General features: G+C 60.1%; 23 protein-coding genes. 12 read left to right on the plus strand and 11 right to left on the minus strand.

Annotated elements, in window-relative coordinates:
* Positions 1–530 precede the first annotated feature (530 nt).
* The 6 genes from CWE01_RS09505 to CWE01_RS09530 are packed head-to-tail and all read left to right on the plus strand — an operon-like array spanning position 531 to position 7,820.
* The gene (locus CWE01_RS09505; protein WP_100940268.1) at positions 531–1,556 is read left to right on the plus strand and encodes a PLP-dependent cysteine synthase family protein; all 1,026 of its coding nucleotides are present in this window, start codon (positions 531–533) and stop codon (positions 1,554–1,556) included.
* Complete coding sequence (locus CWE01_RS09510) at positions 1,553–2,965, plus strand: homocitrate synthase (RefSeq protein WP_100940269.1); 1,413 nt, start codon at positions 1,553–1,555, stop codon at positions 2,963–2,965. Before CWE01_RS09505 ends, CWE01_RS09510 begins: the two co-directional genes overlap by 4 nt.
* On the plus strand, positions 2,962–4,005 hold the full coding sequence (locus CWE01_RS09515) for an iron-containing redox enzyme family protein (RefSeq protein WP_100940270.1): 1,044 nt from the start codon (positions 2,962–2,964) through the stop codon (positions 4,003–4,005). Before CWE01_RS09510 ends, CWE01_RS09515 begins: the two co-directional genes overlap by 4 nt.
* Positions 4,005–5,255, plus strand: coding sequence for a hypothetical protein (locus tag CWE01_RS09520; protein ID WP_100940271.1), 1,251 nt, complete (start codon positions 4,005–4,007; stop codon positions 5,253–5,255). The genes CWE01_RS09515 and CWE01_RS09520 overlap by 1 nt, the downstream gene beginning before the upstream one ends.
* A gap of 13 nt (positions 5,256–5,268) precedes the next feature.
* The gene (locus CWE01_RS09525; RefSeq protein WP_100940272.1) at positions 5,269–6,552 is read left to right on the plus strand and encodes an ATP-grasp domain-containing protein; all 1,284 of its coding nucleotides are present in this window, start codon (positions 5,269–5,271) and stop codon (positions 6,550–6,552) included.
* Positions 6,553–6,596: 44 nt separating this feature from the next.
* A complete protein-coding gene (locus CWE01_RS09530; protein ID WP_100940273.1) occupies positions 6,597–7,820 on the plus strand; it encodes an MFS transporter in 1,224 nt (407 codons plus the stop codon).
* Positions 7,821–7,967: 147 nt separating this feature from the next.
* Here CWE01_RS09530 and CWE01_RS09535 read toward each other — a convergent pair whose 3' ends face one another.
* Both CWE01_RS09535 and CWE01_RS09540 read right to left on the minus strand, forming a co-directional pair.
* Positions 7,968–8,840, minus strand: coding sequence for an NmrA family NAD(P)-binding protein (locus CWE01_RS09535; RefSeq protein WP_100940274.1), 873 nt, complete (start codon positions 8,838–8,840; stop codon positions 7,968–7,970).
* Positions 8,841–8,885: 45 nt separating this feature from the next.
* Positions 8,886–9,269 carry a DoxX family protein gene (locus CWE01_RS09540; protein ID WP_256346880.1) on the minus strand — a complete coding sequence of 128 codons (384 nt, stop codon included), beginning with the start codon at positions 9,267–9,269 and terminating at the stop codon, positions 8,886–8,888.
* Between the two features lie 156 nt (positions 9,270–9,425).
* Here CWE01_RS09540 and CWE01_RS09545 point away from each other — a divergent pair, with 156 nt between their 5' ends.
* Entirely contained in the window at positions 9,426–10,331 is a 906-nt protein-coding gene (locus CWE01_RS09545) for a LysR family transcriptional regulator (RefSeq protein ID WP_100940276.1), read from the plus strand.
* A 45-nt stretch (positions 10,332–10,376) separates the two neighbouring features.
* Here CWE01_RS09545 and CWE01_RS09550 read toward each other — a convergent pair whose 3' ends face one another.
* Complete coding sequence (locus tag CWE01_RS09550; protein WP_100940277.1) at positions 10,377–10,973, minus strand: flavodoxin family protein; 597 nt, start codon at positions 10,971–10,973, stop codon at positions 10,377–10,379.
* A 273-nt stretch (positions 10,974–11,246) separates the two neighbouring features.
* Between CWE01_RS09550 and CWE01_RS09555 the strand changes: the two genes are divergently transcribed.
* Positions 11,247–11,444, plus strand: coding sequence for a DUF1737 domain-containing protein (locus tag CWE01_RS09555; RefSeq protein ID WP_100940278.1), 198 nt, complete (start codon positions 11,247–11,249; stop codon positions 11,442–11,444).
* A 79-nt stretch (positions 11,445–11,523) separates the two neighbouring features.
* Here CWE01_RS09555 and CWE01_RS09560 read toward each other — a convergent pair whose 3' ends face one another.
* From CWE01_RS09560 to CWE01_RS09580, 5 genes are all read right to left on the minus strand, one after another.
* Positions 11,524–11,922, minus strand: coding sequence for a hypothetical protein (locus CWE01_RS09560; RefSeq protein ID WP_256579333.1), 399 nt, complete (start codon positions 11,920–11,922; stop codon positions 11,524–11,526).
* A gap of 78 nt (positions 11,923–12,000) precedes the next feature.
* Positions 12,001–13,452 (minus strand): anion permease, encoded by a 1,452-nt coding sequence (locus CWE01_RS09565; protein ID WP_100940279.1) that lies wholly within the window; start codon positions 13,450–13,452, stop codon positions 12,001–12,003.
* 57 nt (positions 13,453–13,509) lie between these two features.
* Positions 13,510–14,760: an NADH-quinone oxidoreductase subunit F gene (locus CWE01_RS09570; protein ID WP_100940280.1), complete on the minus strand. Its 1,251-nt coding sequence runs from the start codon at positions 14,758–14,760 to the stop codon at positions 13,510–13,512.
* A 10-nt stretch (positions 14,761–14,770) separates the two neighbouring features.
* Positions 14,771–16,429: an FAD-binding protein gene (locus CWE01_RS09575; RefSeq protein ID WP_100940281.1), complete on the minus strand. Its 1,659-nt coding sequence runs from the start codon at positions 16,427–16,429 to the stop codon at positions 14,771–14,773.
* Positions 16,430–16,439: 10 nt separating this feature from the next.
* The gene (locus tag CWE01_RS09580) at positions 16,440–17,075 is read right to left on the minus strand and encodes a 4Fe-4S dicluster domain-containing protein (protein WP_100940282.1); all 636 of its coding nucleotides are present in this window, start codon (positions 17,073–17,075) and stop codon (positions 16,440–16,442) included.
* 305 nt (positions 17,076–17,380) lie between these two features.
* Here CWE01_RS09580 and CWE01_RS09585 point away from each other — a divergent pair, with 305 nt between their 5' ends.
* Positions 17,381–17,818: a hypothetical protein gene (locus CWE01_RS09585; protein ID WP_100940283.1), complete on the plus strand. Its 438-nt coding sequence runs from the start codon at positions 17,381–17,383 to the stop codon at positions 17,816–17,818.
* A gap of 134 nt (positions 17,819–17,952) precedes the next feature.
* Positions 17,953–18,351 carry a putative quinol monooxygenase gene (locus CWE01_RS09590; RefSeq protein ID WP_100940284.1) on the plus strand — a complete coding sequence of 133 codons (399 nt, stop codon included), beginning with the start codon at positions 17,953–17,955 and terminating at the stop codon, positions 18,349–18,351.
* A gap of 13 nt (positions 18,352–18,364) precedes the next feature.
* Here CWE01_RS09590 and CWE01_RS09595 read toward each other — a convergent pair whose 3' ends face one another.
* Positions 18,365–19,852, minus strand: coding sequence for an MFS transporter (locus CWE01_RS09595; RefSeq protein WP_218274279.1), 1,488 nt, complete (start codon positions 19,850–19,852; stop codon positions 18,365–18,367).
* A 131-nt stretch (positions 19,853–19,983) separates the two neighbouring features.
* Here CWE01_RS09595 and CWE01_RS09600 point away from each other — a divergent pair, with 131 nt between their 5' ends.
* A complete protein-coding gene (locus CWE01_RS09600) occupies positions 19,984–20,694 on the plus strand; it encodes a helix-turn-helix transcriptional regulator (protein ID WP_100940285.1) in 711 nt (236 codons plus the stop codon).
* A 92-nt stretch (positions 20,695–20,786) separates the two neighbouring features.
* Here CWE01_RS09600 and CWE01_RS09605 read toward each other — a convergent pair whose 3' ends face one another.
* Entirely contained in the window at positions 20,787–21,491 is a 705-nt protein-coding gene (locus CWE01_RS09605; protein ID WP_100940286.1) for a hypothetical protein, read from the minus strand.
* Between the two features lie 302 nt (positions 21,492–21,793).
* On the opposite strand from CWE01_RS09605, the gene CWE01_RS09610 reads away from it, so the two are divergent.
* Entirely contained in the window at positions 21,794–24,688 is a 2,895-nt protein-coding gene (locus CWE01_RS09610; RefSeq protein WP_100940287.1) for an EAL domain-containing protein, read from the plus strand.
* On the opposite strand, the gene CWE01_RS09615 is transcribed toward CWE01_RS09610, so the two are convergent.
* Entirely contained in the window at positions 24,685–25,581 is an 897-nt protein-coding gene (locus tag CWE01_RS09615; protein WP_100940288.1) for a LysR family transcriptional regulator, read from the minus strand. The two genes, CWE01_RS09610 and CWE01_RS09615, sit on opposite strands and share 4 nt — an antisense overlap.
* Positions 25,582–25,766 lie beyond the last annotated feature (185 nt).

Raw genomic sequence — 25,766 nt, forward strand, 5'->3', positions numbered from 1 at the left:
CGCCGGCTTGTAGTATTACAAAAGTTTTCAGGGTTATCAGACGGTCACAGGCTGATAACGCTCCAAACAAAAGACTGCAAGGGAAAAGCAGGTATAGCTCGTCACGCAATCGTGCGGAGGAACAAGGATGTACATTAGAGCAGCTTTCATTCAGCTCATTGCTGAACTCGATGATGACACTTCCCTACCTGATCAACGGCCGCTTTCATGCGTCGCCGTACCGTCTTTTACGTTTCGTGATTTATCATTCAGCCCAGGCTTTAAGTGGCGTAGCCACTGACAGTTAAAGCTGGCTGATCCTTATCGGCATCATGCAAGGCCCTGTACTCGACATACATAAATGCGGGGAGGGCACTGCTGTCTCATTGCACCCAGCTGCCACACTTATCGCCCTTATTTGGCGTGCATTTGTGTGCGCACTAAAACAATAACAAGAGCAATACCCTCTACACAGGTTACTGACTGCCCAAATCAACACTCCGGTATCGCGCTGATACTTGGGTGCAGCCTACACAAATAAGGGACTAACCGTGAAAGCCCTGAAATCCGTACTTGACGCCGTCGGCAATACCCCTATCGTGCAACTGCAAAAGGTACTCCCTGCTCCAGGCAGTGCGACGATTTTTGCAAAACTCGAATACCTGAATCCAGGTGGCAGCATTAAAGACCGCATGGTCAAGTTTCTTCTCGAGGAAATGGACTCGGCGGGCAGTCTGAACGCGCGATCCGTCCTGGTGGAGAACTCCTCAGGCAATACTGGCGCAGCACTGAGCATGGCTGCGGCGGCGCGAGGGTTGCGTTGCATTGTGACCATTCCGGACAAGATGAGCGGGGAAAAAATCGCCAGGATGCGGGCGTTCGGCACCGAAGTTGTCGTCGCGCCTACCGCCGTCGAAGCGGATGACCCTCGCAGTTACTACAGCATGGCCCGCGATATTGCCGAACGCACGCCAGATTCAATCTACCCTGACCAATACAATAACCCGCTCAATGCTGAAGCCCACTATCGCACCACCGGTCCCGAACTATGGGAACAGACTGAAGGCGATATTGATGTTTTAGTCTGTGGCATGGGCACGGGCGGAACCATTACCGGTGTCGGGCGCTACCTCAAGGAAAAGAACCCGGCGATCCAGGTGATTGGGGCTGATCCGATTGGCAGTGTTTTTCATGACTACTTCCACTTCGGGAAGATGAGTCAGACATCGGTTTATAAAGTGGAAGGTATCGGCGAAGACTATTTGGTCAAGGCGATCGATTTCAGCGTGATCGATGACATCGTTCAGGTCAATGATGCCGAATCATTTGAAATAGCCAGGCGTCTTGTTCGAGAAGAAGGCATTTTCTGTGGTGGATCCAGCGGCAGCGCAATGAGTGTGGCGTTGCGCGTGGCTCATCGTTACCCGGGAAAGAATATCGTGGTCATACTGCCTGACTCGGGCAACATGTACCTGAGCAAGTTTATGGATGACCAGTGGATGCTTGCCAATGGTTTTACCGTACAGGCACGTGAGGCAGTGATAGAGCTGGAAGATACTCAGGCGGTGCCCGCATGATGAATAAACTTGCCAATGAAAGTATCGCCAGTCAGGTAATTCCGGACGTTAAGTTTTCGTTCAAAAGCACTATCGATCTCATGGACGAGTCACTGCGCGAAGGCGCCGAGCGTGCCACCGTTCCTCCTTCCATTGAAGACAAGTGCGACCTCGCCGAAGCCATTATCCGCACCGGCGTAAGAACGCTTGTTGTGGGCATGTTTCCGGACGTCCCCCATAACATTGAACTGCTCCGCCAACTGGTAGCCCGCCAGCAGGCCGGCCGCATTGCCGCGGATGCGCGCTTCATGGTGATCTCCCACGTGGGCATCACTTTCGAGCAATCGTTGACGGTACTCAATGAGCTGGCTGAGGGCGGCATGCCGCTCAAAACGGTGTGGCTGATAGCGATCCATTCGGTATCCGATCAGCAGATCCAGCATCTGTTTCCGACGATCCTGCGCAAGGATCCAGCCGCAGGCTTTGACTCAACCCTCTGGAGTTCCCACAGCGTCGATACCCGGCGCGAGCTGAATCTGGCCTGGCTGGACGAGTTTCTCCCCACCTTGTCGCGCTACCAGGGCGGCGGCGTGATGGTCGGGCTGCTGGATACGTTCAGGGCGTGCCATTCACACTTGATCAACACCGTCGATCTCGTGGCTCGCCATGGCGTTGGCCAGATTCGGCTCGTTGATACCGCGGGCACCTGCCTGCCGCATCAGGTACAGGGATTTGTCGGCGAACTGGTCGAACGCTTTCCTGCCATTCGGTTCTATGGGCATTTTCATGACGATTTCGGCATGGCTACCGCCAATGCCCTGATGGGGCTGTCCCTCGGGTTGCAGGGCGTCGATGTCTCGGTGGGTGGCTTTGCCAACCGCGCGGGCCATCCGCCCTTGGCTGAAGTCGCTGTTGCCTTGAAGAAGTTGTATGGCGTGGAGCTGTCCGGCTTTGATTATCAGTCCTTGTTTGCTTTGAGCCGACTGACTGAACGGCTATACGGCCTGATGGAAAACCCTGCGCAGGCCATCACGGGGGTCATCACCCACAGCATCCAGAGCGGGATTCGCACAGAGCTGCTCAACAGTGCCCCGACGATCTTCGACATCCTGGACCCGAGCGAGATCGGCTCAAGCCTGGTCCGCATGTTCGGGGTACGCAGTGGGCGCGATGGACTGCTCAGGTTCCTGCGGCAAACCGATCTGCTGCTCGAGCATGACCTCGAGGCTACCCCCGAGCTGGCGGACCGACTGTATCCCCTGATCGAAGCCGAATGGCGTCGACGCAGTGCCACAGCCCATACGCAACTGCGGGGCTGCATCGAGAAATACCAGAACGTCCTGCAGCAGTCGTTTTTTACCGAACAGGATCTTGCCGTTTGGCTGCAAGAGAACCTCGCCCCCATGACTAAGGAAAGTGAAACGCTATGAGCATTGCAAACAAGACTGCGCAGGACCTTTGGAGCCGCTTTCAAGTCATTCATGGCCACGCCCCGAAAGACGAGTGGGAGTCGCTGCTCTCTCTGGCACAGAAAACGGCAAGCGAGGCTTTTGACGATAACTCCGCGACCCGCGAACAGGCCGAGCTCAGTGTTCATCGTGTGCTCTACGCCTTGTATGCCGGCTCTATCGTTGCACCGTGGGAGGCGCACTGGAAAGACGTTGACCACTACCTGTTCGTTCAACTGCGACAAACGCTGGAACAGTCATGGAATGAGTCCGAGGTTGAGAAATACGCCAACTTCTTCGGCGATCTGCCGCAGGCTGAGCACTTTGAGAGCTGGGCGAATCAACACTGCGAAACACATCGCTCGAATTTGTTCCACCCGCTGTTCGGCTTCCTGCGTGAGAACGCCACTCGCCAGCAACTGACCGAGTTCCTCGTTCAGGAAACACCGTTCGATGTCCACTTCGGGGATATCCTGGCGAAAATGCTGCCGGGTGTTTATGGCGACGCAAAAACCGAGTTCTCGAAAAATTTCTGGGACGAAATGGGCTGTGGCGATACCGGCGAAATGCATCGTCAGCTTCGCGTCGAGATGATCAAGTCGCTGGGCGTTTGTGAAGATGTGCATTTGCTGGAAATTGAACGGTTTTGCGTAGAAGAGCTGCGCCTGGCAAACATGTACTTTCACACGGCCTTTAACCGCGCCTTGTTGCCACAGGCCATCGGCATGATGCTGGCCACCGAACTGATGGTCCCGGGCCGTCTGGATCAGCAGATCGAGGGCTGGCGCCGAGTCGGCTTGTCCGACGATGACATGCGCTACCTGATCATTCATACCGTCGTCGACGTCGAACACGCTGCCGGCTGGATGAACGAAGTGGTCAAGCCGCTGATCAAGAAAGACCCGTCTTTCATTCCTGCGATTGCGTTTGGGATGGCGCGTCGACTTGAACATGCGGCGCAGGTTTGCGACCACATGGCGGCCTGGTTGCCGACCCTTTCCAGCTCCGAGCCTGCTCACTGATGCAGTTTGATGCCGCTTCGCAAACCCCGGCTCGTTATGAGCCGGGTTCTTGCGCCGATGCCTTGGACGTTCTCCTGATCGGTTGTGGCCTGCGCGGGACCGGTTTGTTGACGGCCAACGCGGATTTACTGCGGTATCGGGTCGGGGTGGTCGATGCTTCAACCACCCTGGGTCCTGGAAGCTTCGATCGTTACCGCATCGATTCCAACTCCTATGGCCACGATTTTTTTGGCTGGGTCGATCCTGAGGGGGTCTACGGGCAACAGCTCGCGCACCCGCATGTCCGGGCGCTGCATGCGACTGAAGGCAGCTTTGCTCTTTCATTGCTCGCGTCGGCCTTGCGACCCTTCGGAGCGGCCATCAAACAGGCTGTCGGCCCCGCACGCATCTGGACGGGGCAAGCCGTCGTCAAGATCGAAGTGGAAGGCGACAGCGTGGCGGCAGTGCTGGAAGACGGGCGACGAATCCATACCCGATTCGCCGCCCTGGCGCTGGGTATTCGGGAATGCCTGCACGCAGATCTATTGCCCTGGCAGGGTAAGACCCAACTGTCACGGCAAATCATTGAACACGGAGTGCCGGCCCAGTGGTCGGCGCAACCGCAAAAAATCGTCATTACGGGCGGCTCGCACAGTGCTTATGCCATTGCCAACCGTCTAAGGCAGGAGGGCGCGCTGGCGCCCACTAGTGAAGTGCGAATTTTGCAACGCAGCGGTACGAAGCTGTTTTACGCCAATATCGACGCGTATCGGAACAGTACCCACACCGCGCTTGAACAGCGGCCGAATGTGCAGACCGACGTCTGCCCGCAAACCGGTAACCTCTTTCGCTATTCGGGACTCCGGCATGCGGCCCGCGAGACGTTTGAGCGTATTGCGACAGCGGCCCTGCCGAGGTTTACCCAGACAAGAGTGGATTGCCTGAAGAGTGCCCGACCGTGGCTGGATGAAGCCGACGTGGTCATTCAGGCCCTCGGTTATGAAAGCAACTGCGTCCCCTTGGTCATCAATGGCATCCAGACCTCCATGCTGACGGACGGCCCGATTGTCGACACCACGCCGGATGGCCGATTGAAGCTGGCGAATGGACAAATCTTGCCTTTGTTCGTCATGGGCATGAATCCCTATCCCTACGATGACAACAGCCTGACGCCAACCGGGCAATACGCCGCACGCGGCCAGCAAATTCTCGAAGCCTTGTCCCAGCGCCGCGTGACGGCCCGCAACGTGATGGACATCTCGACAACCTAAAGGATCAGAACCCATGGCTCACGTAGTTTTCATTGAAACAACCCGCCCTGGCATCCAGGCGATCGAAGCCGCCAAGCGACTGGGTCACAAGGTCTCACTGGTGACCTCGGGCAATTTTGACTGGTTGCTGACGCCGGCCGAACTCGCCACGGTAAGGGACAGTGTCGACGCTATCTATTCGGCGCCTTCCACCCAGTCCGCTGACGACTGCGAGCGCGCCCTTATCGAGTGCATGGCTGTCGAACCGATCGATGCGGTGTTGACCGTGTTTCATCCTTGTGTATTGCCGGCCACGACGGCGGCGGCCAGGCTGGGGTTGAAAGCGACGAGTGTCGAAGGCGTGATGAATGCGCGGGACAAAGCCCGATGCCGTGATCTGATCCAGCAAGCCGACTTGCCATCCGTGCAGTTCAGACGTGTCAGCGGGTTCGAAGAGGCCCGACAGGCTGCACTTGCAATCGGCTATCCGGTTGTCGTCAAGCCGAGCACCGGACTGGCCAAGATGATGGTGAAGATCATTGCGAACGAGCCAGCCTTGATCGCCTACTTCGAGCAGTACAACCAGTCGCTTGCGGCGCTGGATGAAGCCATGCGAGCGGAAATAGACGACATCTTCGTGGTCGAGGAGGTCGCCGTTGGCCCTTTGTTTTCCATTGAGGTGGCGGTCAGTGCCCACGACGAATGGATGCCCTTGGCCATCCTTCGTCGCAAGACCGGTCGACGCAACCCTGTGCTTGAAATGGGCTCGACCATGCCTTCAGGCCTCTCCGATGACGAGTATCAGGTCGCCGCCGATTACGCCATTGCCATTGTCAAAGCCCTGGGGCTGGACCTGGGCATCTTCCATGTCGAGTTTATTTACACCGCCAACGGCCCAAGACTGGTCGAGGTCAATCCACGCATTGCGGGTGGCGCGATTCCCGACCTGATCAACGCCTCCACGGGGGTGAACCTGTTTGAGCTGCTGGTGCGTATTCACACGGGAGAGCGATTGGGCCTGGGCCGTCTTGCCAGCCAGACCTATTCGAGCCACTCGTTCATTGCCGCCGAGCAGGATTGCACGGTGCGTGAAGACCTTCCCGAAGACTGGTTCAGCCCGATACGGGCACAGTTGCATTCCGGTGTGGCAAATATCAAGGCGGGGCAATTCCTGCAACACATGGAGGGCAACTTCAGTACCTATGGCGTTATCCGAGTGAGCGGCAACAGCTACGCCGAAGTGGTGGAAAAGGTTGCGCTCAAACACGCTGCGGTTGAACAGATACTCGGCGTGAAGCTGGTGCCAATCAGTGATTGAACCCGCTCGTTTCAGCTCCCCATCCATTGACCCCAGGTGAAATCATGCAAGACTGGCTGACGCTGGCAAGAGATCGACGTTTTATATTGCTCTGGCTGGCGACCCTGGTCAGCTCCACCGGTACGTTCATTTTATTGCTGTCTGTATCGTCCTACATCATTCGAGTCCACCACTCAGGGCTCGGCGCGACCTCCGTGTTCGCCTTCCAATGGATCCTGCCGGTGGCCCTGGCGTCGCTGATCCGATTGATTTGCGAGAGGGTCGGGCTGCGCAAGGCGGTGATCAGCAGTGACATCATCAACGGCCTGCTGTCGCTGCTGATTGGCGTACTGTTGGCGCAAGGCTGGATGACCCCGGTCCTGGTCTGCTTCCTGTTCAGGGGATTTGTGGAAGCAATCACCAAAACCAGTCGCGTGGTGTTCATCAAGAAACTGTTCGAAGGCCGGCAACTTGAATTGGCGTCCTCGACCTTCAACCTCTCTTACTACCTGGGGGGCGTGCTGGGCGGGGTCATCGGTAGCCTGCTGGTCGGCACCTTCTCGCTGTTGGCCGTGGCCGCGATTAGCGCCGCGACTTTCGCGTTCTCGGCGCTGTGTTATGCCGGATTGCCGTACGTCCTGACGGCCAGGCAAGACAATGCCAAACGCCGTGGCGTGCTGATGTCGAACCTGGCAATCGTGACCAAAGAGCCGCAACTGTTTGCCGCGTTTGGCTACCTGTGCATAGCGACGGGCGTGTTCCAGGGGTTCCACAACGCCGCTCGGACTATCTTGCCGATCAGAGTGCTCGGGCTGCCCGACTCGGCCGTCATGCAACTGCAGATTGTCAGCGCCTTGGGAATCATCCTCGGGGCGCTGGCCGTGTCGTTGCTGCCGAGTCTGGTGCGCTGGAAAAGCTTTGGCTTGCTGGCCAATACCCTGACCGCCATCTGCCTGGTCTTGACGACACTGGTCCACAATAGCGTTCAATTGCTGGTGGCTTACTTTCTCTTCATCTTCCTGTTCGAAGTGTCCTTTACCGCGGCCCAGTCACGCTTGATCCAGTTGAGCTCCTCCGACGACATCGTCACGATCACGGCCGGGACCAATGCGTTTGGCTCGGGCTTGCTGATCGTGTGTGCGTTGCTCTCCGGCGGGCTGGCGGATCTTATTCCATTCCAGCAGGTTGGCTATCTGGTCGGTATTGGCTCGCTGTTGCTGAGCGCACTGATATTGCTGGTGCAGAGTGGTGTCAGGAAACGCATGCACTATCAACCTTCCAATCAATAAGGACACGAGGCGTCGACCCTCTCGCGGATAAAGACGCCGCAGAAGCGGGGGCGGCGTCTGTCCTGTTGTCAGAAAAGCCTAAGCGCTTCCTGCGACGTGTCCCACGCAGACGCGGGCAGCCTGCGTCTCGCCTGGTCCGTCCCGAGCTTACGCCTTGGCGGCGTTCTGTGCCGCCTCGAACACCTCGCGTGCGGACGTCTTACCCGCTACGTGCTCCGTACCCTCGACGCCAATGTCCATCCATCCTGCATTCACCGCCTCAAACATGGCTTCGGCCGGTCCGGTATGGCCCTTCGGAATGCCGAATTGCTCGAACGCTTGTGCCCACCCTGCACGAGGGACTGCAAAGGCTGTCACGTCGAGATTCAGGACTTCACCCAATTGCGCCGCGACTTCATCCGCGCTGACCATCGAACCCAGCTCGACGACGCGCTGCCCTGGCCACGCGGGCCCAGTCAACAGGGTGGCGACCTGTGCACCGATGTCCTTCGTCGCGACCATGGTCGATTTCCGGTTTGTCGGGTTGTAGTAGACCGGTAGCGTTCCGCCCCGGGCGACCTGTAAGCCGTAGAGGAAGTTTTCGAAGAAACCACCTGCGCGCACAAAGGCGATGGGCGATATCAGGTCGCGAAAACCTTGCTCCAATAGCGACAAGGCCGTGATCATTCCAAGCCCGCTGGTCCTGTTCGCACCCATCGACGACAGCGCTACCACCCGCGGCGGCGCTGCCTTAGTGAGTGCCTCGACATAGTTCGCAATCACGCCCTTGGCTTCCTTGAAGTCGGGCGAGGGCGCCCAGACCGCCGGCAGCATGACAAACGCACCTTCGACGCCTTTGAGCGCCCGTTCGATGGCGGTCGAATCATTCCAATCACCGTCCACCAGTTCCACGCCCTGGTCAGCCCAGCTTGACGCTTTCTCACGATTGCGGACGAGCGCGCGTACTTTCTTGCCGTGCGCCAGCAAATGTTCTGCCGTTGCGCCGCCTACTTTTCCCGTGATACCCATCACTAAAAACATGCGTTTTCTCCTGGTTTTGAGGGGCAGGACACTGCCCCTGTTGGTTTAACGGATGAGGGGCAGAAGGGCCCGGATACGGGGATCGCGTGCGTAGAGGCCGCCCCATGTCATCGTGCCCAGAAGCAGGGAAATGATTTCCGGCGGCGACCCCAGCTCACCCATGCGGACATGGGCGCAGATGGCACCTCCCAGAAAGCCCGTCACCAGGATCGCGCCGAGGACGGCGGTGGCCGGGATGGCGTAAAGGATGGCGCAGGCGAGCAGGATCGGACCCACCACGCGGGTCAGGTCCATGGCGAACCCGGTTTCCTGCAACAGGCCCGCGATCTGTGTCGGCGCGAAAAGCTGAAGGGTGCCGTCTGCCACCAGCGCGATAACGACAAGCGCGCTCATTATCCGACCGGCCCACAGGGTGCGATGGGAGGCCATGGTTTCAGGCACCTGATGCGGATTCATAGTTTCGGACACGGGTTGTTCTCCGATGGGGTTTCCAGTTTCGGAGCTTACTGTGTCTCTTGAGTGTTATAAGCACTGACAAAGTGAACGCACTGTTCTCTCTGCGGTGAACAATACCGAGGCACGAAAATGCAGAATCTCGAACCCCTCCTCATATTCATCACGGTGGCGGAAATGGGCAGCTTCACCCGCGCGGCCGAGAGCCTGGGCATCCAAAAGGGCAGGGCCTCAACGGCGGTCCGCAAGCTTGAAGAAGAGATGGGTGCCAGGCTCCTGCACCGGACGACGCGCAGCGTGCAGTTGACGGAGGATGGACGGGCCTTTCATGCCCGTGCCCGGGATCTGCTCGCTGAAGTCGATGACCTGCACTCGATGTTCGCCAGCGATCACGTGACACTTCGCGGGCGTTTACGGGTCGATTTTCCGACCGAGGTGGCGCGCGCGACCATCGTGCCGGCCCTGCCGGCCTTCATGGCCGCTTATCCCGAGTTGCAGTTGGAGGTGTCGAGCACGGATCGGCAAGTCGATCTGGTTCAAGAAGGGTTCGACTGTGTATTGCGGCTTGGACCTATAGGGGACGAGACGCTGATTGCCCGTCCACTGGGCCAGTTGCGCATGGCCAACGCTGCCAGTCCCGCCTATCTGGCGCGCTATGGCGTCCCTCGATCGCTGGACGATCTCCAGCGTCAGGGACATCGGACCATTCATTTTTCGACGATGTTGGGTGCAAGACCCTACGGCTGGGAGTATCCGGACGGCGACAGCTACGCGACGCTTCAGTTGCCAGGTGCGCTACACGTCAACAGCGCGCAGACCTACGAGGCCGCAGCACTCGCCGGCCTTGGCCTGATTCAGGCGCCACTCCTGGGGATTGGTCAATACTTGGAGAGTGGAGCGCTTGTGGAGATCCTCCCCGATTTGCGTCGCCGGGCGCTCGCCGTGTCCCTCGTCGTCGCACATCGGAGCAATCTGTCGCGCCGGGTCCGCGTATTCATGCAATGGGTCGAAGATGTGCTGACGCCGTATCTGGAATAGCGAGACGAACCTCTTTGTCCGTCCCCAGCCGGAGGGGCTGAGACTTCAGGCACTCTGAGATTTTCCGGATCGCATGTATCCGGCAATCAAAGCGACACGCGCACCATAGAGGCGCGCCGTCTCCAGGTCGCCTGACGACATCTCTTCAGGGGACGCATCGGCAGGTGTCTGCGCCATTGGCGCGATATAGGAGCCCATACGGTTAAGGTCATCGCGCTTCGAAGCTTTGACGTTAGCCGGCTTGATATCCATACCCACCCAGATGCCAGCGTGCTGCCCGCAGAGCAGGAAGAAGTATTCAAGAGTATTGAGCTTGTCGCCGTTGATGCTGGCGCTGTTGGTGAAGCCGCCAAAGATCTTGTTTTGCCATCCGCCCTCAAACCAGATCTTCGAGGAGGCGTCCGCGAATTTCTTGAACTGCCAGCTAGGGCCTCCCATGTAGGTCGGTGAACCAAGCAGGATCGCATCTGCGCCAGCAAGAACTTGCCAGGCCTCCTCGGCGATATTGCCCTCGGCGTCGATTGCAACGAGCACAGCACCAGGGCCGGCGCCTTCAGCGATGGCAGTTGCCATACGCGCGGTATGGCCATAGCCCGAGTGGTAGACGATGGCTGTTTTAATCGAAGTGGTGTGTGGATTCATGAGTGCTTCCCTGTGTGATTCGTGCTGGTGGACGACATGGGAGGCACTCTACTGGGTCGAAAATGCGTTATAAATGACGGTAGATCGAACAGTCTGTTATCTCTCTGGTGAACAATGCCAAGCCTTCTTGTGCTTTTGATCTTTGCCCATGTTGCGGAAATAAAGAGCTTCACGCGTTCGGCTGAAAACCAGGGCGTCGTATCCAGACTACCTTGACCTGACACGCGCCCGTGTGCCAGGAAAACTCCACCGATTATCGAAGGAAATTGATCGATGAGCCTACCCCCAGATGGTCTTCCCATTTATCGAGTACTGACAGGCCACGATGATGCCGCCTTTTGCCACCGCGTCAGTGACGCCTTGAGCATGGGGTACGTGCTGCATGGCTCTCCTGCACTCACTTTCAATGGGCAGCAGGTGATCGTTGCGCAGGCAATAGTCTGGCCCGCAGGCGCTAACTCCACCAAATAGTCAGTGACTATCTCTTGCTGTGGGACGGCCTGCTTTCCCTGCAATCCGAGGACTCACGATTCCCTTCACTGTTTGCAGGTCATTGGTCGCGATAGGGCACTTCTTCCTCCGGGCCCAAGTACACCGGCACCCGCCATCCCACCTCGCGTAACAATTCGCGTTGGATTGTGTAGAGATCGAGCAATGCCTGGCTGGGGTGCTCACCTGGCCCGTCGCCGGCATTGATCACCGGCACGTGAGTCGCTCGGGCAAACTCGGCTACCGGTCCCTGTTCTGGATGGCGCACGACAATGGCATCGGCGTAGCCGCTTATCACTCGGCTGGTGTCATGGATCGACTCGCCCTTGGCCATTGAGGAAAAGGTAAATCCGGTGGTGTCGCACACCGATCCACCGAGGCGGGCGAAGGCCGAGCTGAAACTCAGGCGTGTGCGGGTGCTGGCCTCAAAAAACAGATTGGCCAGTACCGCACCTTTCACCGGTTCATACTCAAGTGGGCTCAGGTGCAATTTCTGTTGGGGCAGTTCCAGAAGCAGGGCAACGCTAGCTATACGACGCTAGGACAGCGCAAGAATCCAGGGCGCACCCAGGCCCAGCAGCAGAATGAGAAACAACCCGCCGAAGATAGAGCCCAGGCGCCAGTAATCGGCACTGGGCAGATAACCACTGCCGTAGTAGACCGGGCTCGGCCCCGTGCCATAGGGCGTAATAATGCCCATCAGCCCCAGCGAAGTGCCCAGAAGCAGCGCGAAGGCTTGCAGATCGATGCCGCTCACCCCCATCCCGGCCGCCAGCATCACCGGCAACAGCGCGGTGGTGTGGGCAGTGGAGCTGGCGAACAGGTAATGGGCCAGATAAAACACCACCACCAGCAGCACCATGGCAACGGTTGGAGAAAATCCATTCAGGTGCGCCGCGACGAATTGACCAAACCACGGCACAAAGCCCACCCGTGTCAGCCCGTCGGCCAGGGCCACCAGCGTGGCGAACCAGGCGAAGGTGTTCCAGGCGGCCTTGTTGCCCAGTGCGTCATCCCAAGTGATGACATTGGTCAGAAGCATCAACACGATGACGAGGATGCCCACCAGGGCCGGGTCGAGCGACTCCCCCGCGAATATCCACAGCCCGAGCGCGCTCGCCACCAACGCCAAGAGGATCTTTTCGCGGCCTGACAGTGGGCCCAGATCGGTGAGTTCACGGGCCGCCCAGGCCGGCACTTCTTCGTTGCTCTTGATCTGCGGCGGATACAGCCAGTACGCCAGCAAGGGCAGCACTGCCAGTAACAGCAGGCCCACCGGCGCCGCGGCGATAAACCACTGGCCCCAGGAAATATGCACGCCGGCGATTTTTTCGATCAGGGCCGATGCCAGCAGGTTGGGCGCCAGTGCGGTCATGAACAGCGAGCTGGTGACACAGGTGGACGCGATGGCAACCCACATCAGATAGGAACCGATGCGCCGCGCGCTGGGGTCGTTCGGTTTGGAGTCGTAGAGTCCGGGCAGGTTGCGAATCACCGGGTAGATGGTCCCGCCACTGCGAGCGGTGTTGGACGGGGTAAAGGGCGCCAGCACCAGGTCCGCGAGCATGACGGCATAGCCCAGGGTCAGGGTCTTGCGGCCCATGCGCTTGACCAGCAGCAACGCAATCCGCCGTCCCAGCCCGGTTTTCTCATAGCCCAGGGCAAACATGAAGGCGCTGAAGATCAACCAGACGGTGTTGTTCGCGAAGCCCGACAGGCCCCATTTCAAGGCCTCCGCGGGCACCTTGAAGCTGGCGCTGGCCAGTTGTTCCGGACTGAACAGCACCCAGGGGGCCAACACCGCCGCAACCGCGACCCCGATCAGGCCAATCACGGCGCCCGGCAGCGGTTCGAAAATAAGGCCTACGACCACCCCGGCGAACAGGGCGAAAAAATACCAGGCATGGGGGGCCAATCCTGCCGGTGCCGGCAGGAGTGCGAGCACCAGCGCAACGCAAGGAGGCAGTAGAAATGTCCAGAGATTACGCACTATCGAATTCCTGATAATACCGGGGACTGAATATGAGTGACGGGTGATTGGACGTCATCAACCCACGGCAATGACTTGAGCGGCGTATTCGTTGCGAAATTGCTTCAGGGAGCTGAGCACCACCGTTGCCGCACCATCGATCAGGCCACAGCGGCCGCTGCCCGGAAGCAGATGGCAGAGACTCTCCAGTGCCTGCAGGTCATTGGGCAGGCCCATACCGGTATCGATTCGCCGCAGCAACCGCGAGAGTTGATAGGTCCCGGCTTTACACGGCGGGCACTGGCCGCAGGAACCCGCCGCAAAGAAGTCGACGTACTCTGCCACCTTGCGCACGATGCTGGTGCCTTCCGAAATCACGATCATGGCCCCGGTCCCCAGGCTTGAACCACGGGCCTTGAGCGTATCGAAGTCCAGGGGGACATCCAGATCCTCCGCGCCCAGCAGGGTATTGGAAGGGCCACCGGTGAATACCGCCTTGAAGGCGCGCTCGCACAACATGCCACCGCCGTGCTCGAAAATCAGCGTGCGCAACGAGGTGCCCATCGGTAGCTCGTACAGGCCAGGCCTGAGTACGTCCCCGGAGAGCGAGTAGAGCTTGGTCCCGCAGGCGTTGCCCAAGCCCAGGTCTCGGTACCAGGCGGCGCCATGGCGCAGGATGTGGGCAACATGGGCCAGGGTTTCGATGTTGTTGATCAGCGTCGGCTGGCCATGCACGCCACTTTGCGCGGGATAGGGCGGTTTTTGCCGGGGGAAAGGAAAGCCACCTTCGACACTGGCGATCACGGCGGTTTCTTCGCCGCCGATATACAGGCCCGAGCTTTCCACCACTGCAAGGTCGATCGGGCGATTCTGCTGCCGGGCGACTTCGGCCAGGAGGGCGCAGCCCCGCCATTGCTCGACGGCCTGACGCACAACGGCCACCGCGCTGTGCTGGTGCGGGTTGACGTAGAGATAAACGTGATTGGCCCGTGTGGCCAGCGCGGCAATCAGCGCGCCCTCGATCACCTGGTGCGGCGACTTTTCCAGTAGCTCGCGATCCTTGAAGGTGCCTGGCTCATCCTCGTTACCGTTGCACAGGACATACTTTTCCAGCTCCGCGGGCTGCTCCGCCACGGCGGCCCACTTGCGATGGGTGGGGAAACCGGCGCCACCCAGGCCGCGCAGGTCTGCTTCGGCCAGGGTCGGGAGGATGCCGCTCGGATGGTTGAGTGCGGCGCGCAAGCCTTCACCGCCGCCCTGGGCGAACCAGGCATCGAGGTCGGCCCCCACTTGTACGGCGGGGGCGAGTAATACGAGTTGAGTCTTCATCTCAGGCATCTCAGTAAGGCAGCGAGTCGGCATGAGTGGTCGGCAGTGCGCCCTTGGCCCGGTGGGGCACGGCGCTGTGCCGGCGCAGGTCGAAGTTGCCGTACCCGGGGAACAGCTCGGGGCCGTAGACGTCCAGCGGCAAGCCGGCGGCGATCAACTGGCGTTGCCAGTCGTACACGTGGGACAGGCCGACCTTCGGCGCGGGTGTGGGGTCGGCGGTGTGGGCCGCGTGCTCTCCAGCCCTGCGTCCGAAGGTGATAATCTCTGCCAGGGCGTTGCCCATCATGCGATTGCGGCCATGGATGCCGCCGCTGATTTCGCCGACGCAGTACAGCCCGCGTACCGAGGTTTCGCCGTTCTCGTTGATGGCCACGCCACCGTTTTGATAATGCAGGGTCGGCCGGACGATCAGCGGCTCCACGGCCGGATCGATACCGCACTGGGCCGCGACATGCCCCAGGCTCACCAGGCGTTCCTTGAGAATCCCCGGATGGCGGCGCTCCAGCCCGGGGGTATCGAGCAAGACGCCCAGTTGCCCGTCACGCTCGACGCCACGGCCTTCGGAGCATTCCTTGAGGATCGCCGCGGACACGACATCGCGGGTTTGCAGCTCGGGGATAAAACGCTGCCCCAGGCCGTTCACCAGATAGGCGCCTGCCGAGCGCGCGGCTTCGGAAACCAGCCCGCCGACACGATGCGACGGCCAAGCCAAACCGGTGGGGTGATACTGGAAGGAGTCGATTTCGCGCAGGCGAGCGCCAAGACGATAGGCCAGGATCAAGCCGTCGGCGGTGGCGCCATAATGGTTGGAAGTGGGGAAGCCATTCAGGTGCAGGCGCCCGGCGCCGCCCGTGGCGAGGATCACGCGGCTGGCGCGCACGAGGATGAAACTGTGCCGTTCCAGGTTGTAGAGTACGCCGCCCACGCAGGTGCCGCTTTCGTCGCAGAGTAGCTCGACCAGCGGGCAGCGGTTCCACACGCTCACCCGCTCTTCCAGCTCCACCGCCTCGCGCAGCACGCGCATCATCTCCAGACCCGTGTAGTCCTTGAACGAGAGGATGCGCGCACGGCTGGCACCGCCGGGTTTCTTGCGCAGCAGCTTGCCACCGATCAGGCCACCCTCGGCGAGATCGAAGTGCATGCCGCGCTCGATCAGCCAGCGGATACTCTCCGGCCCCGACTGGGCGAGGCGCGCCGCCAGCGTTCGATCGGCACAGAGGTGGCCGGCGCGCAGGGTGTCTTCAAAGTGAATCTGGGGGCTGTCGTCCTCGCCGACGGCAGCCTGTATGCCGCCCTCGGCCATCACCGTATTGCTGTCGCCCAGGCGCAGCTTGGTCGCGAGGATGACATGGGCACCGTGCTCCACAGCGGTCAGCGCCGCCGCGCAACCGGCACCGCCGCCGCCGATAATCAGCACGCCGGTATTGACCACCGGGGCACCGGCCAAGGCCGCGTCATCAATTTGCGCGTTGCTGTGCAGGCGGTCCGTCAGTTCGCGCGGGCAATGGTCCCCACGATTCACGCCCACCTGCAGCGGCGTATTGGCCCCCACCCGATAGTCCGGGTGGTAGGCATGCAGCAGTGCCTGTTTATCGAAGGCTTCAGTGGCGGGCTCGCAAGCGCTGGCGCGTAGTTGGGCCAGGGCTTGCGGATAAGGAATACCGGGCATGTTGTGTTCCTTATTCCAGCGTCACGTTGGGGTCGACGTTCATCACGCCGCGGTTGATCTGGCCCAGGCGCTGCATCAGGTCCGCCGGCCGAAAGCCGACGGACGCTGACATCCGGCGTATGTAGAGGCCCAGATGGTTCGGTGAAATATGCTCGGGGCAGGCGATGGTGCACAGGTTGCACATGATGCATTCGTCGAATACCTGGCTCGCCGACAGATCCCCGACGGCGGCCAGGTTGACGCCTTTCTGTACGTCCAGGCCCTTGGGGCAGGCGCGGTCGCAACCGCCGCAGTGCCGGCAATGACTGGCTTCGGGAAAGGTGGCGGTAATGCGCTCCGAGATGTTCCAGGTGTCGTCCCAGTCGTGGAGGTTGTAGGTGTGGTGGCGGTTCATGGGCAGATGGTCGAGGAAGCTGATCTGCAAACCCTGCTCGACCCGGGTTTCGCAGGCCAGGGCGGTGCTGACCTCACGTTCGCCGGCACGCCGGACCAGCACCCGGCACGAACCACAGACGCCTTGGCCCATGCAGCCGACAGCGTCGATAAGCGGTTGTCCCGAGTCGATAACGGCTTCCAGGACCGAACGCAGGGCGCTGGTTTCGATCAGTGCTCCATTGATGGTGACCTGAACCGGGGATGTTGGCATAAAAACTCCTGAATGCCCCGCAAACGACTGGGGCTCAAGAGCAGCCTAAAACATCCCGGCCGGAGGGAAACTGATGCGGCTCAATAAAACCGAGCACGCCCCTGTCGATCGGATTCAGCAGGGCGGGAGGGGGACTCCCTCGCGAGGCAAATTGCTACTACACTGCCTTTTGGCCACGGCGTTCTCATGGTCATCCCCCGCAGTGATTTCAAGGAGTGAATCATGTCTTCCAGCTCAAATCTCACGTGCAATTTCACCGTTTCCAGCAGCTTCAACATCGTCGAGAGACTGCTGCAGGAGCGCCCATGATGACCCACTACACGTTCTCGGTCGGCCTGTTCGAAGCGAATGCCGGATCCGGTGGGCTGCAAGTCTGGCAAAGCGGTACCCTGACGCTGGACACTTCATCTCCCGCTTCACTCAACGGCGTGCTGACACTTCAGGGGTTTTACCCGGAACCCATCCCGTTCGTTGGAACCAGCGCGCCCGTGCAGGAGCAAGCTGGCATTACCGTGACAGCCTCGGGTAAAACCGACGAGGCGCAGATCGACCTTACCCTGACCTACAACTTCGATGGCTTCCTCTACAGCGGCAGCTACATCGGTGGACTGGTGAGTATTCTCGACACCCAGGCCGAGGAGACGTACCTGTATGTTCTCCAGGGACTGTCCCCTCAAGGCCCATTCGGTGCAAAAGATCGCTCCGCCTCGGCTGTAGACAAACGAATGTCACGGGCGCGTTGAGGGCTCTGCCACAACACTGTTGGATGATCGATTGAGGGTGAAGAGCACCCTGGGGTGCCCTTCCTGTCAATCGCCTCATCCGTGAGTATGTTCGAATGGGTCGAGCCCGCAGTCTGGCTGAAAAGGAAAAAACCATGATCACGTTGATTTCCCGTTGGGAACTGCTGGATGGCTGCCCGACACACTTGAAGGACGAGTTGGACAGCTTGGCTAACAAAGTCAAGGCGATGGAACCTGACACCTTGATGTACCTGGTTCATCTGCAGGCACCTGGGCCACTCGACGCCAGTAACAACCCGGTCGAACCGCCGCCGCCGCTGATTCCACTGGCGGGACAGAATGAAGTCATCTTCCTGGAAATCTACAAGGACGACGTCGCATTCAGCCGCCACGTCAATGGCCCAATTTTCCAGGCTTTCCTGAAGGGGTACAGCCAGTACTTCAAGCCGGACCCCGAAAGACCGGGTTGGCCGGTCACCAACAATACGGTCCTTAGCCGTGTTTCCGGCTTTATCCGCACCACCGCCGACTAAGCCGGCCTGGCGATCATCGTACGTTGCCAGGATCGAGTGCTTCGCGGCGATGGGGCTTTTTGATTTCCCCTGGTTTTACGGTGAACCACCAGACAAATCCGGCGATGAGCGATACTGCGGCTGCCGTCCATAACACGGCATGCATGCCGGCCTCGAACGATTGAAGCGCGGCGATCAACGTGCCGAAGAGAGCGACGCCCAGTGCAGCTCCCGTTTGTCGAGCTGAATTGAGTACAGCGGCTGCTACGCCAGCCCGATGTTTCTCGACGGTGCCCAAGGCCGGGGCCGTTGCTGCCGGTGAAACGAAGCCAGAAGCGAGGCCGATCGCCAGCATCGGCCCGAGAGCGAGCCCGTACGGTGACGTCGGGCCGGCTGACAGCATGCCGAGCGCACCCGCGGCGTACAAACCGAAAGCCGCACACATGGACCCGCGCATGCCGCAAATCTTCACTATGCGATTGGAGATGATGCTTCCGATGGCAACCATCGCCGTCATCGGCAGGAAGGCGAAGCCTGCCCACAGGGGCAAATAGCCCCGTGCCTGCTGATAGTAGAGGCTGACGACAAAGAGAAGGCCGTAGAACACGAAGGCCGAAGCCATGGAAACGCAGGTCGATCCGACGAAGATGCCGTTCTTGAAGAACGATAGCGGCAGCATGGGGTGGGCACTTCGCGCTTCGACTACGAGGAAGGTCACCCCGCTCGCAACGGTGATGGCGATACCGGCCATGATGAGCGGGGAGCCCCAGCCAAGCGTCCGGCCTTCGATAAGCACACTGATCAGCGCACCCAGCGCGACGATAGCAGTCAATTGTCCAACGGGGTCGAAACGGTGGCCTCGCGATGATTTGTCATCACGTGCGATCCGCCACGTCATCCATATGCCGGCCAACCCGATCGGTACGTTCACAAAGAAGATGCTGCGCCAATCGAGCAGGTGAATCAGCACGCCGCCGACCAAAGGGCCGGCCGCCATGGCGACCCCGCCGCAACCGACCCACACGCCGATCGCGCGCGCCCGTTGTTCCGGGTCGGGGCAACTATGATTGATGAGTTTCAGGGAGCAGGGCACCAGCATGGCCGCGCCCACTCCCTGCAAGACACGGAAGGCGATCAGACTTGGCAAGTCGCCTGCCATGCCGCACGCCGCCGAGGCGAACGTGAACACCGCCAAACCGCCGAGATAGAGATTCCGCGCCCCCCAGCGGTCGCCCAGCGTGCCGCCCGTCAGGAGCAGGCAGGCGAACGCCAGGGTATAGGCGTTCATCACCCATTGCAGCCCCCCGATGTCCGTCCCCAGCGACACGGAAATACGCTCCAGCGCGACATTGATGATCGAGGTGTCCAGGAGGACGACCACGTAGCTGACGCTGGTTGCCGCCAGGACCCGACGTTGCATGACGTTGCTGCGCTCGTGAAGGCCATCGAGATCGCGGCCCGGGATCGTCTCGTGCCACCGTCCATTGCCATGGTCGATTTCGGCATCGGTGTTTTCGGTCATCGTCGGCTCCCATCGTGAGTTTTCCGACCCTCACTCTATCGTCAGCTTGCGGCCTTATGCTTCGACAGTGATCGAAGCATATGAACAATTTCTCATGCTATGGTGGCTGGGTTCCCCTTGGAGATCGAGGCATGGGTCCGCTACCGAATATCGCTTGCGCCGCTTTCCTGATCGCCGATCCGGCGCGCGCTGCCATCCTCATGAGCTTGCTCGACGGACGTGCGCGGCCCGCCGGGGAACTGGCATTTGTGGCCGGTGTGACCGCACAAACGGCGAGCTCGCACTTGGGCAAACTCTTGGCTGGAGGCCTTCTCGTGGTCGAAGCGCAAGGACGACACCGTTACTATCGTCTGGCCGGCTCTCACGTAGCCCTGGCAATAGAAACGCTCGCCGCCATCAGTCCAGTGGAGATGGGGCGCCGAAAGCCGCCCAGCCGCGAGGCCCAGAGCCTTCAGTTCGCTCGCTGTTGCTACGACCATTTGGCCGGCCGTATCGGCGTGGCCGTGACGAACGCCCTGCAAGAGCGGGGCTTTCTCATCGCCGTTGCGCAAAAGCAGTTCGACGTCACGCCAGCTGGCGTCGAATGGTTTGGCGGCATGGGATTGGATGTTGCACAGCTCAATCCTGGTCGGCGCGGCCTTGCTCGCCAATGCCTCGACTGGACAGAGCGCGAACATCATCTTGCTGGCCCTCTCGGGGCTCAACTCATGAACCTTCTCTGTGCCAATGATTGGCTACGGCGCTCAAAATCGTCTCGCGCTATTCAGATCACGCCCAAAGGCTGGGCGGGGCTGAAGGCGCAGCTGGATATTGATGAGAAATCGATCGCGCGCGTTGCCTAGACCAAAACGGGCGCATAGGCGAAAAGGGGACGTATTCACTTAGAGCAAATACGTCCCCCTTTTTGCGCAATCAACCCAAAGCGCTTACCCAATCACTTCGCGGCCGTCTCCTTCTGCGGGCCACCGCTGCCATACAACGCCAGATGATTGGCAATGCACATATCCATCGCCTCCACCAGGAACAGGTGCGGCTTGGAGGCCACGGGCGGAACCAGGCAGCGAGTGGTCACCCGTTGCCCAAGCATTTCCGTATCGATATAGATGAGATTCACCGGCGACTTTTTCGGATTTTCCTCTGCACTGAAATACGCACGGGTGTATTCCTCATCGCCCGCGGTTTTTTCCAGCAGCGTGCTGTCGATGCGAGTGGTCAGCACGTCTCCAGCCGGGAACTCCTTATCCGCCATGAGCGCAACACCGATCGGGCCGGTGAACCCGGCCAGCAGCGCGTTCTTGCGCAGTTGCGACTGCAGGTTGGCGTAGGTCACAAAGTGCAGCACCTTGATCGTCGGTTGGCTGCTCAACTGCGGAAACTTCTCATAGGCACGGTGGGCCAGCAAGCGCACGCCTGTTGGTTTGGTCGAGCCGTCCGCCATACGATAAATGGCATAGGCATCGCTGGTGATCAGAAGGCTGAAGATTTCTTTTTCACCCTCGCTATGTGGGCGCAAATCCTGGACAGTGATTTTGTCGGACTGCTCGAGTCCCGGAAAGACCGGCGGGGGCAACGAAGGCTGGCTGGCGCAACCGGCAATGGCGAGCGCGCAGGTTACGAGCAGGGTTTTCAACGCGTGCATAAGACGTCCTGTTGTCTGTTATCAGGGGAAATGGAAGAGCGTTGGAGGGACTTCGGATGTGTTGCAGGGGGGATGAACCACCCCGGGTAGAGCGCTATTGGTCGATTTGGGAACGCTCTGCCGGACGGCCATTCTCATCACGAGCCAATAGAGGCAGTATGCCACTAATCTGGCGGCGCTTCAGCCACAGTTGGCACCCAAGCGAATAAACGTTTGAAAAAAACGCTATAGGCTTTACTTGGGAGGCACATTGCTAGTAATCAGTCTGTGAGTGTCTTCAATTCTGGGCTCAGGGAGCGCTGATGAGTGTTCGTCCATTGACCGACTCCCCGCTGCAATCGAACGATTGCGATGTTGTCGCCTCTCAACTTCAAGGGACCCCGAGTACGGTTGGCATGGCCTGCGTTGGCAACGAGGACAGGATCGAGCACTTGCTGGACTCAGCGCGCAGCTGGGCCCATACCCGCGCCTGGGTGGTTTACCGCGCCGGCGAACAAATGCACCGGGTCGGGCAGGGCGATCCGTCGCTGGAGTGGCCCTCAAGCATTGCCAATGAAGCCTTTGAAGCCTTTTGCCTGACCCGCCAGTTGCACCGCTGGCCGACCGGCCGAGGCGAAAGCGTGCTGGGTTGGCTGCTCGCGCCCGCCGAGGATGCCGCGGAACCGGCGCTCGCCGAGTTTGCCCGGCGCCTGGGCATTGAGGTACAGACCAATACCCTGGCCCGTGCGCAGATCACTCAGCGTGTGTTGTATGAGATTACCTACCTGGCCAGTTCGACCCGCGACCGCTCGGTGTTTCTGGTGGGGGTGCACCAGTTGCTGGCCAGCCTGATCGACGCCGAGAACTTCTACCTCGCGCTGTATGACCCGCCCAGTGGCAAGATCGACTACCCGTACTACGTCGACATTATCGACGTGGATGCCCTGGAGGCCGAGAACTACGAATACCTTGACCCTGCGCACCTGTCCTTGACCGGCCAGGTGTTGACCACCGGCCAGCCGCTGCTGATCGACTCCGCCGGCATTCTCGCGGCACAGGCCGGGGGCCGTTTCCACTGTGTGGGTGAGCGTCCCGAGTTCTGGATGGGCGCTCCGCTGAAAAATGCCTCGGATGAGGTGTTTGGCATGCTGGCGATGCAGGTCTACGACGTTGCCCGTATCTACAGCGCCGAAGACCGTGCGCTGTTTCTGGTGGTGGCCCGCCACGTGGCCATGGCGTTGGATCGGATCCTGCACCGGGCGGACCTGGAAGAGACGGTGATGCGCCGTACCCAGGAGCTGTCGGCGCTCAACGAGGCCTTGAGGCAGGAGGTGGTCGACCGGGAGCGCGCCGAACATCTGCAGAGCGCATTGTTCCAGATTGCCGAACTGTCGAGCCGGCCTGGCGACATGGCCGAGTTGTTTCAAACCCTGCATGGCATCGTCGGCGAACTGCTGTTCGCGCAGAACTTCTACATTGCGCTGTTCGACGACGCGACCGGCGAAGTGACCTTTCCGTACTATGTCGATGAGCGACTGACCACCCGCCCGGGGGCACGGCGTGGGCGTCGGGGCTTGACCGAGTACGTTATCCGCCAGCGCCGACCTTGCCTGATCGACGCCGGTGAGTCCGAGCGATTGTCGGTGAGCGGCGAAACCGAAAGGGCCCATGAGTCTGTCCGGGCCTATTCCTGGCTGGGCATTCCATTGTTCGACGGCGAGGTGGTGCGGGGCGTGCTGGCCGTACAAAGTTATACCTCGCAGGTGCGCTACACCCTGCGTGACCAGGAACTGCTGACCTTCGTGTCGCGGCACATCGACACCGCGCTGTCGCGCCGCACGGCCGCCGAAGCCATCCACGCCGCCAACCTCATGCTGGAAGCCCGGGTGCAGAACCGCACCCGCGAACTCGATCATGCCAATGCCAAGCTGCAACACGAAAACTCCCACGATGCGCTGACCGGGCTGGCGAACCGTACCTACCTGCAACAGCGCCTCAACCAGGCCTGGTCGCAGTTCGATAGCGAAGGCGGGCACCTGGCGGTGATGTTCATCGACCTTGACCGTTTCAAGATGGTCAATGACAGCCTCGGCCATCATTTTGGCGACCTGTTGCTGATGCAGGCCGCCGACCGCTTGCGCGGTTGCCTGCGCGACACCGACATGCTGGCGCGCCTGGGCGGCGATGAGTTTTCGGTGCTCGCGCCCGAGGCGCCGCTGGACGTGGTGATCGACATCGCCGAACGGATCCTGGTGGCGTTTGACCTGCCGTTTTTCATCAATGGCCATGAAGTCTTTTCGTCCTGCAGTATCGGTATTGTCAGCGCCGACAGTCAGTTCCATCAGGAGCCGGCCGACCTGCTGCGCGATGCCGATGCGGCGATGTACCGGGTCAAGAGCGCCGGGCGCGACAGCTACGCGGTGTTCAACCAGGAAGTGCGCCGCGAAGTCTCGGATCAGGTTGAGCGTGAAGGGGCCTTGCGCAATGCCCTCAAGCGCACCGACGAACTGCTGCCGTATTTCCAGCCGATTGTCAGCGTCGAAAGCGGCGAATTGATGGCCCTTGAAGCGCTGGTCCGCTGGCATCAGCCGGGCGGCCGGGTGGTCGCGCCGGGCGAGTTCCTGCCGGACTTCGAGGGATTGCGCCTGATCGGTCGACTGGACCTGTACATGCTGACCAGCATTGCCGTGATCCTCGCCCAACCCCAGCACGCCAACTGGCCGCCGGTGCACGTCAACTGCTCCAGCTACAGCATGACGCGCCCGGACTTCGCCAGCGATGTGCTTGCGCTACTGGCGCGGCACCAGGTCTCGCCGTCACGGATCTGCCTGGAGCTGACCGAAGGTGCCCTGGTGGCTGAACCGGCGATGGCTCAACGCACCATGCAGCAACTGGCCGACAACGGCATGTCGGTGGTGCTCGATGATTTCGGCGCGGGCTTTTCATCCCTGAGCTACGTGCATCAATACCGTTTCAGCGGCTTGAAGATCGACAAGTCGTTTATCCTCGAGCTGACCAGCAGTGCCCGCAGTCGTGCGATTGTCCGGGCGATTGTGCGGATGGCCGAATCCCTGGACCTGAGTGTGGTGGCCGAAGGGGTCGAGGACGCCGCGACGCTCGAATTGCTGCGGGAAATGGGCGCGGGGCAGGCCCAGGGTTATTATTTTGCCAAGCCCATGGGCTTGGAGGCGTTCATGAACACGCCCGCTGCACGCTAGATCGAGCTCTTGGTGGCATACAGTTTCTTGGCTTCGGCAAAACACTTTTCAGCGATGGCCGAGCGCGGTTCGGTTTTACGCATCACCAGGCCCAGAGGCGCAAGGACGCTGGCATCCGGCAGGTTGATAAAGGCCAGGTTCTCGATCGGATTCTCCAGGCCACTGTCCAGCGGCATGATCGAACAACAAAAACCTTCGTGGATCGCCTGGAACAACTGATACGTCGAATCGCTTTCGAGTATTGGCTGTGGGTCGAGGCCGCGGCTGCGGAAACTCAGGTCAATGGATTTTCGATAGTGCATGCCATTGCTGATCATCCCCAGGGGCAGCTCGGCGGCGTCTTCCCAACTCATTTCCGTGCCTTCGAAATGGAAATGGCGCGTGTCGTAAAGTAGGCCGACGCGGGTCTCGCCCAGTTCGAAAAACTCCAGGTAATTGGGGTTTACGTGGTCGAGATAACACACGCCCAGGTCCAGTTGATTGGTGCCCAGCGCTTCGATGATCTGGTCCGAACTCATGGAGGACAAACTGAACTTGAGCTCCGGGAAGGTCTGGGACAGACCCTGGATGTAGCTGATCGGACTGAAGCCGCTGAGCGGCACCAGGCCCAGGCGCAAGTTGCCGACCAACTGACCGCGACAGGCGGCCGCTTCGGCGAACAACCCGTCATGGGCGGCGAGCAAGGTTTTGGCCCAGGCCAGCACGCGTTCGCCGGCCTGGGTGAACCCTTCGAAGCGCTGGCCCCGGGTGACCAGTTCCAGGCCCAGTTCATCCTCAAGATTGCGCAAACGCATGGACAGCGTCGGCTGGGTAATGTGGCAGCGCGCGGCAGCCTGCCCGAAGTGTCGAGTCTGCTCCAGCGCGATCAGGAATTTGAGTTGCTTGATGTCCACGATGGCACCTGCTGAGGAGTAAATAAGAGGTCAGTATTGAGGCCGCTGTGCAGAACGCAGGGATGATTTCGGTAATCCTGGTCCGGCCCTTTGAAGCAATGCCGTGGGCGTTATCCGATGGACGCCGATGGCCAGCCTGTGGGGTGCGCAGACAATCTCACTGTCCTGTCCGTGTGTCCAATCAC

The organism is Pseudomonas sp. QS1027, from assembly GCF_002814235.1.
GTDB lineage: Bacteria > Pseudomonadota > Gammaproteobacteria > Pseudomonadales > Pseudomonadaceae > Aquipseudomonas.